Consider the following 16,757-nt stretch of genomic DNA (forward strand, 5'->3'; position numbering starts at 1 on the left):
TTCCATGGACAACGAAGCGAAATTTCTCGACTACCTGAAGCGGGCCACGGCCGACCTGCGCAAGGCCCGCCGGCGGGTGCGGCAACTGGAGGATCGCGCCCAGGAACCGGTGGCGATCGTCGGCATCGGCTGCCGTTTCCCGGGTGGGGTCGGGGATCCTGACGGCTTCTGGCAGTTGCTCGCCACCGGCGTGGACGCGATCTCGGGCTTCCCGGTCGATCGCGGCTGGGACACCGAGGGCGTCTACGGCGCCACTCCCGGCTCCGAGGCATCGACGACCCGTCAGGGCGGGTTCGTCTACGACGCGACGGGCTTCGACGCCGGCTTCTTCGGGATCAGCCCGCGCGAGGCACTGGCCATGGACCCGCAGCAGCGGCTCCTGCTCGAAACGTCCTGGGAGGCCCTGGAACACGCGGGCATCGATCCCGGCACGCTGCGCGGCACCGCCACCGGCGTGTTCGCCGGCGCCGGCTTCTCCGCCTACGGCGCGGCGGTGCCCGCCAGTGACGCCGAAGGCTACGTGGTCACCGGCAACGCCACCAGCGTGATCTCCGGGCGGGTGGCGTACACGCTCGGGCTCGAAGGCCCGGCCGTGACCGTGGACACGGCCTGCTCGTCCTCCCTGGTCGCGCTGCACCTGGCCGTCCAGGCGCTGCGTTCGGGCGAGTGCACGCTGGCTCTGGCCGGCGGCGTGACCGTGATGGCGGAGCCGGGGACGTTCGCGGAGTTCTCCCGGCAGGGCGGCCTCGCCTTCGACGGGCGGTGCAAGGCGTTCTCCGCCGCCGCCGACGGCACCGGCTGGGGCGAGGGCGTGGGCATGCTCGTCGTCGAGCGCCTGTCCGACGCGCGCCGCAACGGCCACCGGGTGCTGGCCGTGGTCCGCGGCAGCGCGGTGAACCAGGACGGCGCGTCGAACGGGCTGACGGCGCCCAACGGCCCCTCCCAGCAGCGCGTGATCCGGGCCGCGCTCGCCAACGCCCGGCTGTCGGCCGCCGAGGTGGACGCGGTCGAGGCGCACGGCACCGGCACGGTGCTCGGCGACCCGATCGAGGCCCAGGCCATCCTGGCCACCTACGGCCAGGACCGGCCCGAGGACCGGCCGCTGTGGCTGGGCTCGGTCAAGACGAACATCGGCCACACCCAGTCGGCCGCCGGCGTCGCCGGCGTGATCAAGATGGTGCTGGCCATGCGGCATGGCCTGCTGCCCCGCACCCTGCACGCCGAAGACCCCTCCCCGTACGTGGACTGGTCGGCCGGGCACGTCCGGCTGCTGACCGAGCCGGTGCCGTGGCCGGTCGGCGGGGAGCCACGCCGGGCCGGCGTCTCCGCCTTCGGGATCAGCGGCACCAACGCCCACGTCATCCTGGAGGAGCCGCCGGCTCCGGCTCCCGCCACAAGCGAGTCCACCCCCGGCGACGCCGATGAGCCCGCCGGCGGCGAGGCGGCGTCCCCCGCCGAGCCCGCGAAACCGCCCGTGCTGAACAGCGGCACGGTGGGCTGGCTGGTGTCGGGCCAGAGCGCCGACGGCCTGCGGGCCCAGGCGTCGCGGCTGGCCGCCCACCTCAACGCGCGCGCGGCGCAGGCGACCCCGGTGGATGTCGCCTGGTCGCTGGCCACCACCCGCGCGGCCCTCGACCACCGCGCCGTCGTGCTCGGCGACGACCGCGACGAGCTGGTCGCAGCGGTGTCGGCGCTGGCCGCCTCGGCCCCGTCGGCCGCGGTGGTGACCGGCGTCGCCGAGCCCTCCCGCCGGGTCGTGTTCGTCTTCCCCGGCCAGGGGTCGCAGTGGGTGGGGATGGGCCGGGAGTTGGCGGAGTCGTCGCCGGTGTTCGCGGCGCGGCTGGCCGAGTGCGGGCAGGCGCTGGCCCCGTACGTGGACTGGTCCCTGGACGACGTCCTGGCCAGCCGGGAGGGGGCGCCCGGCTTCGACCGGGTCGATGTGGTGCAGCCGGTGCTGTGGGCCATGATGGTCTCGCTCGCTGAGCTGTGGCAGGCCGCCGGGGTGAAGCCCGATGCCGTGGTCGGGCATTCGCAGGGTGAGATCGCGGCGGCGGTGGTGGCCGGGATCCTGTCCCTGGACGACGCGGCCAAGGTGGTCGCGCTGCGCAGCCGGGCCCTGACCGCCCTGTCCGGAGCCGGTGGCATGCTGTCCATCGCCGCCCCGGCCGACGCCGTCGCCGGCCGGCTGGGTTCGAGCGGCGGATCGCTGTCGGTGGCGGCGGTCAACGGACCGAGCGCCACGGTCGTCTCCGGTGAGCCCGCCGCCCTGGCCGAGCTGGCCGCCGAGTTCGAGCGGGGCGGGGTGCGGACCCGCCTGCTGCCGGTGGACTACGCCTCCCACGGGCCGCAGGTGGACGCGATCCGCGACGAGGTGCTGAGCCTGCTCGCGGGCATCACCCCGCGGCCGGGCCGGCTGCCGATGGTCTCGGCGATGACCGGCGACCACCTGGAGGGCCCCGAGGCGGACGCCGGGTACTGGTACGCCAGCCTGCGGGCGCCGGTGCAGTTCTCCCGGGCCGTGGAGATGCTGGGCCGGGCCGAGTACGACGCGTTCATCGAGGTCTCCGCGCACCCGGTCCTGACCACCGCGATAGCCGCCACCTTCGAGACCGGCGCCCTGACCGTGCCGGTCGTGTCCGGGACGCTGCGCCGCGACGACGGCGGGCCGTCCCGGCTGCTGGCGTCCCTGGCCGAGGTGTACGTACGCGGCGTCGCCGTGGACTGGCCGTCGGTGCTGGCCGAGGGCGAGCGGATCGACCTGCCGACCTACGCGTTCCAGCGCCGGTACTACTGGCCGAAGCCGGCTCCGGCCGGCGCGCACAACGGGTCCGCGACGGGCCGGACGGACCCGGTGTCGGAGGGCGAGGCCCGGTTCTGGGCCGCCGTCGAGGCCGAGGACGTGACCGGCCTGGCCGGCGCGCTCTCGGTCGAGGAGGGCTGGCCGTTCAGCGACGTCGTTCCGGCGATGGCCTCCTGGCGCCGCCGCGAGCGCGAGCGGTCGGCGGTGGCCGACTGGCGGTACCGGGTGGCCTGGGTGCCGGTCGCCGACCCCGGGCCGGCCACCCTGTCCGGAACCTGGCTCGTCCTGGCCCCCGCCTCCGAGCCGGCCGGCCCCGGAGACGCGGACGACTACCTGACCGCCGGGGTCGTACGGGCCCTGTCCGCCCGCGGCGCCGATGTCGTCACGCTGCACGTCGCTCCGGACGCGCTCGACCGCGAGACGCTCGCCGCGCGGCTCGCCACGGCCGCCGGATCGGCCGCGCCGCCGGCCGGGGTGCTCTCGCTGCTGGCGCTGGACGAGGCGCCGCTGGCCGGACAGCCGGTCGTGGCCGCGGGCCTGGCCGGCACCCTCGCCCTGGTCCAGGCGCTCGGCGACGCCGGGATCGCGGCCCCGCTGTGGCTGCTCACCCAGGGCGCCGTCGCGGCGGGCCCGGACGAGCCGCTGACCAACCCGATCCAGGCCCAGGTTTGGGGCCTGGGCCGGGTCGCCGGCCTGGAGCACCCGGACCGGTGGGGCGGCATGGTCGATCTGCCGCCCGTGCTCGACGAACCGGCCGCCGATCGCCTGGGCGCCGTGCTGGCCGGATGCGGTGAAGACCAGATCGTGATCCGGCCCGGCGGCATCCGGGCCCGGCGGCTGGTCCGCTCGGCCACCCGCCGGACCGACCCCGAACCGTCGTGGACGACCCGCGGCAGCGTGCTGGTGACCGGGGCCGGCGGCGCGATCGGCCCGGACCTGGCCGCCTGGCTGTCCCGTTCGCGGGTACCGCACACGGTGCTGGTCAGCCGCCGCGGCCCGCAGACCCCCGGCGCCGCGACCCTGGCCGCGACCATGGCCGAAGCCGGCACCGCCGTGACCATGGCCGTGTGCGACGTGTCCGACCGCGACAGCGTCGCCGGACTCCTGCGCTGGATCCCGGCGGTGGCGCCTCCGCTGTCGGTGGTGATCCACGCGGCGGTCGCCGTCGAGCTCACCCCGCTGCGGGACATCGACGTCGCCGAGCTGGCCCTCGCCTGCGGCGCCAAGGTCGCCGGGGCGGCCCACCTGGACGAACTGACCTCCGGCCTGGATCTCGACGCGTTCGTCCTGTTCTCCTCGATCACCGCCACCTGGGGCGTCAGCGATCACGGCTCCTACGCCGCCGCCAACGCCTACCTGGACGCGCTGGCCGAGAACCGGCGCTCCCGCGGCCTGCCCGCGACCTCGGTGGCCTGGGGCGTGTGGGATTCGGGCGGCCGATTCGACGAGATCGCCACAGGGGGGCCGGGCGAGCCGGTTCCCGCCGCCGAATGGCTGCCGCAGAGCCTGATCCCGGACCGGCTGCGCCGTCAGGGCCTGCGGCTCCTGGACCCGGAACGGGCCCTGGTGGCGCTGAGCCAGGTGCTGGCCGCCGACGAGACCGCGCTGGCCGTCGCCGACGTGGACTGGCCCCGGTTCTCGGCCGTGTTCAACGCGGCCCGGTCCTGGCGCCTGCTGGACGAGATCCCCGAGGCCCGTCAGGCGGTGGCCGAAACCGGGGCCGTCGCGGTGTCGGGCGAGGCGGCCGGTCTGCTCGCCCGCCTGCTCGGAGTGTCGCCGGTGCAGCGCGAGCGGATCGTGACGGACCTGGTGCGCGGGCACGCGGCCGCCGTCCTGGGCCACAGCTCACCGGACGCCGTCCACGCCACGCGGGCCTTCCGGGACATGGGGTTCGACTCGCTGACGGCGGTGGAGCTGCGCGGCAGGCTGAACCAGGCCACCGGCCTGCAACTGCCCTCGACCGTGGTGTTCGACTATCCGTCCCCGCTGCTGCTGGCCAGGGAGATCCTGACCCGGCTGATCGGGTCGGCGGCCCTGACGGCGGACCAGCCGCGAGTGACCCCCGTGTCGTCGGACGACCCGGTGGTGATCGTGGGGATGGGCTGCCGGTTCCCCGGCGGCGCGGACAGCCCCGAGGCGCTGTGGGAGCTGCTGGCGACCGGTAGGGACGCCATCTCCGGCTTCCCGGCCGACCGCGGCTGGGACCTCACCGGCCTGGCCGGCCCCGGTTCCGGCGAGCCGTCGTACGCCCCCGAGGGCGGTTTCATCACCGGGATGGCCGACTTCGATCCAGCGTTCTTCCGGATCAGCCCGCGCGAGGCGCTGGGCATGGACCCGCAGCAGCGGCTGCTGCTGGAGACGTCGTGGGAGGCCCTGGAACGGGCCGGGATCGATCCGGCGACGTTGCGGGGCTCGCTGACCGGCGTCTTCACCGGCGCGTCGTCCTCCGGGTACGCCGGCCTGGCCGGCTTCGGGGCCGGGGTGGCGGGTTCCGAAGGCCATCTGATGATCGGGAACCTGACCAGCGTGATCTCCGGCCGGGTCTCCTACACGCTCGGCCTGGAAGGCCCGGCGGTGACGGTGGACACCGCCTGCTCGTCGGCCCTCGTCGCGCTGCACCTGGCCGCGCAGGCCCTGCGCGGCGGCGAGTGCGACCTGGCCCTGGCCGGGGGCGTCATGGTGATCACCGACCCGACCGAGTTCATCGGCTTCTCCCAGCAGGGCGCGCTGGCGGCCGACGCCCGCTGCAAGGCGTTCTCGGCCGACGCGGACGGTATGAGCCTGGCCGAGGGCGTCGGGGTGCTCGTACTGGAACGGCTCTCCGACGCCCGCAGGAACGGGCACCCCGTCCTGGCGGTGGTGGCCGGCAGCGCGGTGAACCAGGACGGCGCCTCCAACGGCCTGTCCGCGCCGAACGGCCCGTCGCAGCAGCGGGTGATCCGGGCGGCCCTGGCCAGCGCCGGGCTGCGGCCGGGCGACATCGACGTGATCGAGGCCCACGGCACCGGGACCGCGCTCGGCGACCCGATCGAGGCCCAGGCCATCCTGGCCACCTACGGGCAGGACCGGCCCGAGGACCGGCCGCTGCTGCTGGGGTCGGTGAAGTCCAACATCGGGCACACCCAGCAGGCCGCCGGCGCGGCCGGGATCATGAAGATGGTCCTGGCCCTGCAGCACGGCCTGGTGCCGGCCACCCTGCACGCGGACGTGCCGTCCCCGCACGTGGACTGGACGGCCGGTGACGTCCGGCTGCTGACCGAGCCGGCGGACTGGACGCCGGGCGGCTGCCCCCGCCGGGCCGGCGTCTCGTCCTTCGGGATCAGCGGCACCAACGCCCACGTCATCCTCGAAGAGCCCCCGGCCGCCGAGCCCGCCGAGCCCGCCGAGGCCGCCGAGGGCCCGGACCACGGCGACGGCGCGGAGCCGTCCGAGCCCAAGGTCCTCACCGCCGGAGCCCTGGCCTGGCTCGTGTCGGGACACACCCCGGCCGGCCTGACCGACCAGGCCCGGCGGCTGGCCGCCCACCTCGACGCCGGCCCGGAGCTCGACCCGGCCGACGTCGGCTGGTCGCTGGCCACCACCCGCACCGCGCTGGAGCACCGGGCCGTGGTGCACGGCGAGAACCGCGACGACCTCATGGCCGCTCTGGCCGCGCTCGCGGCCGGCGAACCGTCGCCCCGGGTCGTCACCGGCACCGCCGGGGCCGCCGGGCCGGTGGTGTTCGTCTTCCCGGGTCAGGGTGGCCAGTGGGTCGGCATGGGTCAGGAGCTGGCCCGGACGAGTCCGGTGTTCGCGGCGCGGCTGGCGGAGTGCGGGCGGGCGTTGGCTCCGTTTGTGGACTGGGATCTGGCCGAGGTTCTGGCCGCCGGTCCCGGCGCTCCGGGTCTGTCGCGGATCGATGTGGTGCATCCGGCGTTGTGGGCGGTGATGGTCTCGCTGGCGGCGGTGTGGGAGGCGGCGGGTGTCCGTCCGGATGCGGTGATCGGTCACAGTCAGGGGGAGATCGCGGCCGCGTGTGTGGCCGGGGTGCTGTCCCTGTCCGACGCCGCCCGGGTCGTGGCCCGCCGTGGCCAGGCCATGATCCCCTTGGCCGGCCGGGGCGGCGTGCTTTCCATCGCCGCGTCCCTGGAGGCCGTCGAAGCCCGGCTGCGCGGCGGGGACGGGCGGGTCACGGTGGCGACGGTGAACGGCCCTGAGGCCGTCACGGTGTCCGGTGCGGTGGACGCTTTGCAGGCGCTGGCGGCCGAGTGCGAGCGTGATGGGGTGCGGGCCCGGTTCGTGCCGATGGACTACGCGCCGCACGGCCCGCAGGTGGAGGGCATCCGGGACGAGGTCCTGGCCGTCCTGGACGGCATCACCCCCGGCCCCGCCCTGATTCCGATGGTCTCGGGCATGACCGGGGACTACCTGGACGGGTCCGAGGCGGGAGCCGAGTACTGGTACGCGAGCCTCCGCTCGACGGTCCGGTTCACGCACGGCATCGAGCGTCTGGCCCGTGACGGGTACGGGGTGTTCATCGAGGTCTCGCCGCATCCGGTGCTGACGGCGGCGATGGCCGCCACCCTGGAAGGCTTGGGCGGGCCCGAGGGCGCCGCGCCGGTGGTGACCGGGACGCTGCGGCGGGACGACGGCGGCCCGGCCCGGCTGCTGGCGTCGCTGGCCGAGGTCCACGTCCACGGCGTCCCCGTTGACTGGACCACGGTCCTGCCCACCGGGGCCCGGGTCGGCCTGCCCACGTACGCGTTCCAGCGTCAGCGGTACTGGCCGAAGCCGGTGGCGGCCACCTCCGCCGGGGCCAACGCCCTGGGCCTGGCCGCGGCCGGCCATCCGCTGCTGGGCGCGGCCGTGGAACTGGCCGGCGGCCAGGGACTACTGTTCACCGGACGGCTGTCGCTGTGGTCCCAGCCCTGGCTGGCCGACCACGCCATCGCCGGAACCGTCCTGCTGCCCGGGACGGCGTTCGTGGAGCTCGCCGTACGGGCCGGATACCAGGCCGGCTGCCCACGGATCGAGGAACTGACCCTGGCCGCGCCGCTGGTCCTGCCCCCCGACGGCGCGGTCCGGGTGCAGGTCACCGTGAGCGCCCCGGACGAGCGGGGCCACCGGGCGGTCGAGGTGTACGGCCAGGCGGAGGACGCGGCCGGCGACGCGGCCTGGACCCGGCACGCCGCCGGTCTGCTCGCCCCGGCCACGGCCCCGGCGGACCACGAGCCCGGCGATTTCCAGGTCTGGCCGCCGGAGGGCGCCGAAGCGGTGGACCTCACCGGCCGGTACGAGGCCCAGGCCGAGGGCGGCTACGCGTTCGGGCCGACGTTCCGCGGACTGCGCTCGGCCTGGCGGCGCGGAGGCGACATCTTCGCCGAGGTCGCCCTACCTGAGGAGGCGGCCGACGACGCCGCCGGTTTCGGCCTGCACCCGGCCCTGCTCGACGCCTCCCTGCACGCCGCCGGGCTGGCCGGGGACGCCTGGACCGGCCCCCTCGCCGCCGGGGGACAGGAGGTCCTGCTGCCGTTCGCCTGGACCGGGCTGTCCCTGTACGCGGCCGGCGCCGCCCGGCTGCGGGTCCGCCTGCGGCAGGACGCCGCCGGCGGCGGGATCGCGCTCGTCGCGACCGACACCACCGGCGCGCTCGTGGTCCGCGCCGACTCGCTGGTGCTGCGCCCGGTCGCCGCCGGGGCCCTCCAGACGGCCGCAAGCGCCCTCGACGACTCCCTGTTCGCCGTCGAATGGACGCCGGTCGGCGCCACCGGCACCACCCCGGACGCCACCCCCGGGACCTGGGCCGTCATCGGCGCCGATCCCTTCGGGCTGGCCGCCGGCCTCACCGCGTCCGGCGTCCAGACGCGCGGACACGCCGGCCTGACCGACCTGGCCCAGGCGATCGACGCCGGCGAGCCCATCCCCGACCTGGTCTTCACCGGCATCGACGGAACCGGTGACGCCGCCGGCCCGGCCGAGGCCGCCCGGCGGCTGACCGCAGACGCGCTCGGCCTCCTCCAGCAGTGGGCCGCCCTGGACGCGCTCGCGCCGGCCCGGCTGGTGATCGTCACCCGCGGGGCCGTCGCCACCGAAGCCGGCGCGAAGGTGGCCGATCCGGCCGCCGCGGCCGTCTGGGGCCTGGTCCGCTCCGCGCAGTCGGAGAACCCCGACCGGCTGATCCTGGCCGATCTCCCCGCGCCCGGCGCCGACGCCGTCCCCGCGGCCGGTACCGGCGGTGACGCCTTCGGCGTGCTCGCCGCCGCGCTGGGCTCCGGCGAACCGGAACTCGCCATCCGCGATCACACCGCGTACGGGCGGCGGCTGGTGCGCTCGGCCGCACCGCCGCTGACCCCGCCGGCCACCGGCCCCTGGCGGCTGGACGCCCCCGAGAAGGGCACCCTGGCCGGCCTGGCCCTCGTGCCGTACCCGGAGGCGACCGCGCCGCTGCGGCCCGGGGAGGCCCGGATCGCCGTGCGCGCCGCCGGCCTGAACTTCCGCGACGTCCTGATCGCCCTCGGCATGTACCCGGTGGAGGCGCCGGTCGGCACCGAGATCGCCGGCATCGTCACCGAGACCGGCCCCGGGGTGACCCACCTGAGCGCCGGGGATCGCGTGCTCGGGATCGCGGCCGGCGGCGCCGGCCCGCTCACCGTCGCCGACGCCCGCCTCCTGACCCGGATGCCGGCGGACTGGTCGTTCGCCGAGGCCGCCACCGTACCGATCGCCTACTCGACCGCCTGGTACGCGCTGGTCGACCTCGCCGCCGCGCGGCCCGGTCAGCGGCTGCTCGTGCACGCCGCGGCCGGCGGCGTCGGAACGGCCGCGGTCGCCGTGGCCAGGCACCTTGGCCTCGACGTCTACGCCACCGCGAGCCCGGCCAAGTGGCCCGCGCTGCGGGCGATGGGCCTGGACGACGACCACATCGCCTCGTCCCGGACGGCCGAGTTCGAGACCGCCTTCCTGGCCGCCACCGGCGGCGAGGGCATGGACATCGTCCTCAATGCCCTGGCCGGGGAGCTGACCGACGCGTCGCTGCGGCTGCTGCCCCGCGGCGGCACCTTCCTGGAGATGGGCAAGACCGACCTCCGGGACCCGGCCGAGCTCGCCCGCGAGCACCCGGGCGTCGACTACCGGCCCTTCGTCACCGGCGACGCCCCGCCGGAGCGCCTCACCGAGATCCTGGCCGAGACCACCGGGCTGGTCGCGGCCGGCACCCTGGCGATGCCCCCGATGCGGGTCTGGGACGTGCGCCGGGCGCCGGAGGCGTTCCGGTTCATGAGCCAGGCCCGGCACGTCGGGAAGATCGTGCTGACCGTCCCGCCCGGCCCCGCCGCCGTCCGCCGCCCCGGCACGGTGCTGATCACCGGCGGGACCGGAACCCTGGGCGGCCTGGTCGCCCGGCATCTGACCACCACCGGACGCGCCGCCCGGGTGGTGCTGACCAGCCGGTCGGGACCGGCCGCCCGCGGCGCCGCCGCCCTGGCCGCCGAGCTGGCCACGGCCGGCGCCGGCGTGCGCGTCGTCGCCGGTGACGCCGCCGACCGGTCCGCGCTGGCCACGGTGCTGGCCGGTGAGGAACCGACCGGCGTCGTCCACGCCGCCGGCGTCCTCGACGACGGCGTGATCGGGTCGCTGACTCCCGCCCGGATCGACGCGGTGATGCGGCCCAAGGCCGACGCCGCCTGGAACCTGCACGAACTCACCCAGGGCATGGACCTGGACGCCTTCGTCCTGTTCTCGGCCGGCGCCGCCACCTTCGGCGCCGCCGGGCAGGGCAACTACGCCGCCGCCAACGCCTTCCTCGACGCTCTGGCCGCCCACCGGCTCGCGGCCGGGCTCCCCGCCGTCTCCCTGGCCTGGGGTCTGTGGGCCGACGCCAGCGCCATGACCGAGAACCTCAGCGCCCAGGACGTGAACCGGATCGCCCAAGGCGGCGTCGGCGCCCTCAGCGCCGAACAGGGGCTCGGCCTGCTGGACCTGGCCCTGACCCGGGACGACGCCCTCCTGGTCCCGGCCCGGCTCGACCTGGCCGGGATCAGGGCGCAGGCCGCGATGGGCACCGAACTCGCCCCGCTGTGGCGGGCCCTCACCGGCGGCCCGGCCCGGCCGCCGATGGCGTCCGCGGCCGGCGCGCGCGGAGGATCGGCCGCGGAGGCGCTGCGCCGGCAGCTCGCCGAACGCTCCGGACCGGACCGGGACCGGCTGCTCCTGGACCTGGTCCGCGGCCACGCGGCCGCCGTCCTCGGACACACCTCGCCCGAGGCCGTCGAGCCGCGCCGCGCCTTCCGCGACCTCGGCTTCGACTCCCTGACCTCGGTCGAACTGCGCAACCGGCTCTCCACCGCCACCGGCCTGCGGCTGCCGGCCACGGTGGTGTTCGACCACCCCTCGTCCTCGGCCCTCGCCGACCACCTGCGGGGCCGGCTCCTGGGCGAAGGCGCCCTGGTGAGGGTCGCGCCGGCCGTGACCGCCGCGGCCACGGAGCCGATCGCGATCGTGGCCATGAGCTGCCGCTTCCCCGGCGACGTCCGAGACCCCGAAGGATTCTGGGAACTCCTGGCCGCCGGCACCGACGCGATCTCCCCGCTGCCGGGCGACCGCGGCTGGGACACCGCCGGCCTGACCGACCCGGACCTCGGCCACGGCGGCGCGAACACCGGCCAGGGCGGATTCATCACCGGCGCCGCCGATTTCGACCCCGGCTTCTTCGGGATCAGCCCGCGCGAGGCCCTGACCATGGACCCGCAGCAGCGGCTGCTGCTGCAGACCTCGTGGGAGGCGCTGGAGCGGGCCGGTCTCGACCCGGCCACCCTGCGCGGCTCCGCGACCGGCGTCTACGTGGGGGCGGCGTTCTCCGGGTACGGTGCCGGCCTGCCGCTCGAACTGGCCGGCCACATGATGACCGGCACCGCCGCCAGCGTGATGTCCGGGCGGATCTCGTACACGCTGGGCCTGGAAGGGCCCGCGGTCACGATCGACACCGCCTGCTCGTCCTCGCTGGTGGCCCTGCACATGGCCGTGGCCGCGCTGCGGGCCGGGGAGTGCACGATGGCGCTGGCCGGCGGAGCCACGATCATGGCGACCCCGGGCGGCCTGGTCAGCTTCTCCCAGCAGCAGGCCCTGGCCGCCGACGGACGGTGCAAGGCGTTCTCGACCATGGCCGACGGCATGGGCATGGCCGAGGGCGTCGGCATGCTGGTCATCGAACGGCTCTCGGACGCTCAGCGGAACGGGCACCCGGTGCTGGCCGTGATCCGCGGCAGCGCGATGAACCAGGACGGCGCCTCCAACGGCCTGACCGCGCCGAACGGCCCCTCCCAGCAGCGCGTCATCCGGGCCGCGCTCGCGAACGCCGGGCTGTCCCCGGCCGACGTGGACGCGATCGAGGCCCACGGCACCGGAACCGAGCTGGGCGACCCGATCGAGGCGCAGGCGCTGCTGGCCACCTACGGGCAGGACCGTCCCGACGGGCGTCCGCTCTGGCTCGGCTCGGTGAAGAGCAACATCGGGCACACGCAGTGCGCCGCCGGGGTGGCCAGCGTGATCAAAATGGTGCTGGCCCTGCAACACCAGGAACTGCCGCGCAGCCTGTACGCCGACCGGCCGTCCACCCACGTGGACTGGACCGAAGGTGACATCCGGCTGCTGGCCGAGGCCCAGCCGTGGCCCGCGAACGGGCGGGTGCGCCGGGCCGGGGTGTCGTCGTTCGGGATCAGCGGCACGAACGTCCACCTGCTGATGGAGGAGGCTCCCGCCCCGGTTCCGCCGGACAGGGCCGAGATCGGGTCCGTTCCCGTCCTCACCGGCTCCATCACGGCGTGGCCGGTGTCCGGCCGGACCCGCGCCGCGCTGGCCGGTCAGGCGACCCGGCTGGCCGAATTCGTCGCGGCCCGTCCCGAACTGGACGCCGCCGACGTGGCCTGGTCGCTGGTCACCACCCGGTCGGTGTTCGAGCACCGGGCCGTGGTCACCGGCCGGAGCCGGGAGGAACTGCTGCCGGGCCTGTCGGCGGTGAGCGCGGGCCTGCCGGCCGCCGGCGTCGTCACCGGGGAGGTCCCGGTCGGCGGCGGCACCGGCCGCGTGGTGTTCGTCTTCCCCGGCCAGGGCTCGCAGTGGGCCGGGATGGGCCGGGAGCTGGCGGAGTCGTCGCCGGTGTTCGCGGCCCGTCTGGCCGAGTGCGGCCGGGCGCTGGCTCCGTACGCGGACTGGTCGTTGGACGACGTGCTGCACGGCCGGGAGGGCGCGCCGAGCCTGGACCGGGTGGATGTCGTGCAGCCGGTGCTGTGGGCCGTGATGGTGTCGCTGGCCGCGGTGTGGCAGGCCGCCGGAGTGGAACCGGACGCGGTCGTCGGCCACAGCCAGGGCGAGATCGCCGCTGCGGTGGTCGCGGGGATTCTGTCGCTGGATGACGCCGCGAAGATCGTGGCGTTGCGGAGCCGGGCGTTGACCGCGTTGTCGGGCCGGGGCGGGATGCTCTCCATCGCCGAGTCCGTCACCGCCGTCCGGAGCCGGGTGCAGTCGTGGGGTGAGCGGGTGTCGGTCGCGGCGGTGAACGGCCCGGTCGCGACGGTGGTCTCGGGTGATCCGGACGCGCTGGCGGAGGTCCTGGCCGCATGTGAGCGGGAGGGTGTCCGGGCGCGGATGCTGCCGGTGGACTACGCCTCGCACGGCCCCCAGGTGGACGAACTCCGCGAGGAGATCCTGAAGCTGCTGGACGGTGTCACTCCCCAGCCGGGCCGGGTCCCGATGGTGTCGGCGATGAGCGGCGAGTTCGTGGAAGGCCCGGAGATGGACGCCGGGTACTGGTACGCCAGCCTGCGCGCGACCGTGGAGTTCTCCCGCGCGATCGAAGCACTGGGCCGGGCCGGGTACGGGGTGTTCGTCGAGACCTCTCCTCACCCGGTGCTGACCGCCCCGGTCACCGCCACCCTCGAAGGACTGTCCGCAACCACCGACCCGGTGGTCACCGGGACCCTGCGCCGGGGCGACGGCGGCCCGGCGCGGCTGCTGGCCTCCCTGGCGGAGGTGCACGTGCGCGGTGTCGCGGTGGACTGGAGTGCGGTCCTGGCCGAGGCCGAGCGGGTGGACCTTCCGACCTACGCGTTCGCGTCCCAGCGGTTCTGGCCTGCGCCGGTCGCGTCCGGGGCCGGGGACCTCACCTCGGCAGGTCTCGAATCGGTCGGTCACCCGCTGCTGGGCGCGAGCGTCGAACTGGCCGAGGGCGAGGGACTGGTCGTCACCGGCCGGCTGTCGCTGCGCGCCCAGCCCTGGCTGGCCGACTACGCGGTCGCCGGGATCGTGGTGCTGCCGGGCACGGCGCTCGCCGAACTCGCGGTCGTGGCCGGTCACCACGCCGGGTGCCCCCGGATCGAGAAGCTCACCCTGACCGCGCCGCTGGTGCTGTCCGCCGACCACCCGACCCAGGTCCAGATCACCCTCGGCGCCCCGGAGGACGGCCCTGAGCCCGGCCGGCGTACCGTCCAGATCTACGCCCGCACCGAGAACCCCGGCGACCCGATGAGCGAGCCGGCCGACGGCGCCCCGGCCTGGACCTGGCACGCGAGCGGCGTGCTGACCCCGGCCCGCCCGGCCGAGCCCGCCCTGGCCCGGGAATTCCTCACCTGGCCGCCCACCGGCGCCGAACCGATCGACCTCTCCGGCCTCGCCGACGCCCAGACCGCCGCCGGGCACGCGTACGGCCCGGCCTTCCGCGGCCTGCGTGCCGCGTGGCGGCAGGGGGACGACATCGTCGCCGAGGTCGCGCTGCCCGAACCGGTCGCCGCCCAGGCCGGCGCGTTCGGAATCCACCCCGCCCTGCTCGACGCCGCCTTCCAGGCCACGGCGCTGTTCCCCGGCCCCGGCGAGACGGCGGGGGAGGGGACCCGGGTCCCGTTCTCCTGGACCGGCCTCTCGGTGTACTCGCCGGGCGCGTCCCGGCTGCGGGTCCGGCTCCGCTCCGGCTCCGACGGCTGGTCGCTGACCGCGGCGGACGGCACCGGCATGCCCGTCGCGTCCGTCGCCTCGCTGGCGCTGCGGCCGGTGACGGCCGGTCAGCTCCGGATGGCGGGGAACACCCTGCGCGACGCCCTGTTCGGCCTGTCCTGGGTGCCGATCCCCGATCCCACCGTCGCGGTCACCGGACCGTGGGCGGTGATCGGAGCCGACCTCATCGGACTCGGCGCGGGACTGCGCGCGGCCGGCGCCACCGTGGCCGATCATCCGGACCTGGACGCCCTGGCCGCCGCCGTCGAGGGCGGTGAACCGGTCCCGCAGTTCGTCGTCGCCTGCCTGGAGACGGCGGCGAAGACCGCCGAGGGACCGGGCGAGGCCGTCCGCAGGGTGACCGGCGAGGTCGAAGCCCTGGTACAGCGGTGGCCGGCGCTCGAATCGCCGGCCGGGGCCCGCCTGGTGCTGGTGACCCGGGGGGCGGTCGCGACCGGGCCGGACCAGCCCGCGCCGGATCTGACCGGGGCCGCCGTCTGGGGGCTGGTCCGCTCGGCCCAGTCGCGGCACCCGGGCCGCCTGATCCTGGCCGATCTGTCGCCCGGGAACGACGGCGCGAACGACCGGCTGAGCATGCTCGCCGCGTCCCTGACCTCCGACGAGCCGGAACTCGCCCTGCGGGGCGACACGGTGTACGGACGGCGCCTGACCCGCCCGGCCGGCGGCGTCATCCCCACGAACCCGCCCACGGAACACACGCCGGGGACGGTCCTGGTCACCGGCGGACCCGGGACGGCGGCGGCTCGCGCCGCCGGTCACCTGGCCCGGACCGGCCGGGCCGCGGCCGTGACCGTGGCCACCCGTCCCGGCCCGGCCGCCCCCGGCGCCGCCGCCCTGGCCGCCGCCCTGGCCACCGCCGGGGCCGGCGTCCGGATCGTCGCCTGCGACCTGGCCGCCCGGGACGACCGTCCCGGCCTCGCCGCCCTGGCGGCGCCCGAGGCCCCGGTGCGGATCGTGATCCACGAGGCCGAGGACGGCGACGACCCGGCCGCGCCCGATGCGGCGTGGAACCTGCACCGGCTCACCGCCGATCTCGACCTGGACGCGTTCGTCCTGTTCTCCACCCTCACCGCCGTCCTCGGCGCCCCCGAGGCGACCGGCCGGATGAGCGCCCAGGCCGGCTTCCTGCATGCCCTGGCCGCCCACCGCCGCGCGGCCGGCCTGCCCGCCGTCGCGCTGGCCTGGGGACCGTCGTCCGGCGGAAGCTCCGGCCCCGCCTCCGAACCGCCGCCGGACACGCGCCCTGCCGCCGTCGGCGACCTGAGCGAGGACGACGCGCTGGCGCTGCTCGATCTCGTGCTGGAGCGCGAGGAGGACTTCCTGGTGCCGGCGCGGCTGAACCTGGGCCGGCTGCGCGCCCCGGCCGAGCCGGGGACAGGCCGGGAACCGGCGCCCGTGTGGCGGAGCCTGGCCGGGTCCGTGGCCGCGGCGGAGCCGGAGGACGACCACGCCGAGGTCACCGAGGCCCTGCGCCGGCAACTGGCGGAGCTGTCGCCGGAGGATCAGGAGCGGACGCTGCTCGGCCTGGTCCGGGCGCACGTGGCCGCCGTCCTCGGTCAGGGCTCGCCCGAGGCGATCGAGCCTCGCCGCGCCTTCAGCGACCTCGGGTTCGACTCGATGATCGCGGTCGAGCTGCGCAACAGGCTGAACGCGGCGACCGGCCTGAAACTGCCCGCCACGGTCGTCTTCGACTACCCCACCACGGCGGCGGTGGCGGAGTACCTGCGTGAGTGCCTGGTGCTCGACGGCGCCGGCGGCGTGGACGCCGAGGAGGAAGCGCTCCGGCGCATCCTGGCCACCACCCCGATGTCCCGGTTCCGCGACGCCGGAATCCTCGACGCCCTCATGCGCCTGGCCGACCCCGACAGCGAAACCGCGGGCTCCGGCGGGGACGCCCGCGCCGACGACATCGACGAGCTCGACGCCGAGAGCCTGGTCCGCATGGCGCTGGATTCCGAAGGTGCTGACTACTGAT

General features: G+C 76.1%; 1 protein-coding gene. It reads left to right on the forward strand.

The features are described from left to right. The first annotated feature begins 4 nt into the window (after positions 1–4). The gene (locus tag HNP84_RS55470) at positions 5–16,756 is read left to right on the forward strand and encodes a type I polyketide synthase (protein ID WP_281396387.1); all 16,752 of its coding nucleotides are present in this window, start codon (positions 5–7) and stop codon (positions 16,754–16,756) included. Position 16,757 lies beyond the last annotated feature (1 nt).

This window comes from Thermocatellispora tengchongensis, assembly GCF_014202315.1.
Classification (GTDB): Bacteria; Actinomycetota; Actinomycetes; order Streptosporangiales; family Streptosporangiaceae; genus Thermocatellispora; species Thermocatellispora tengchongensis.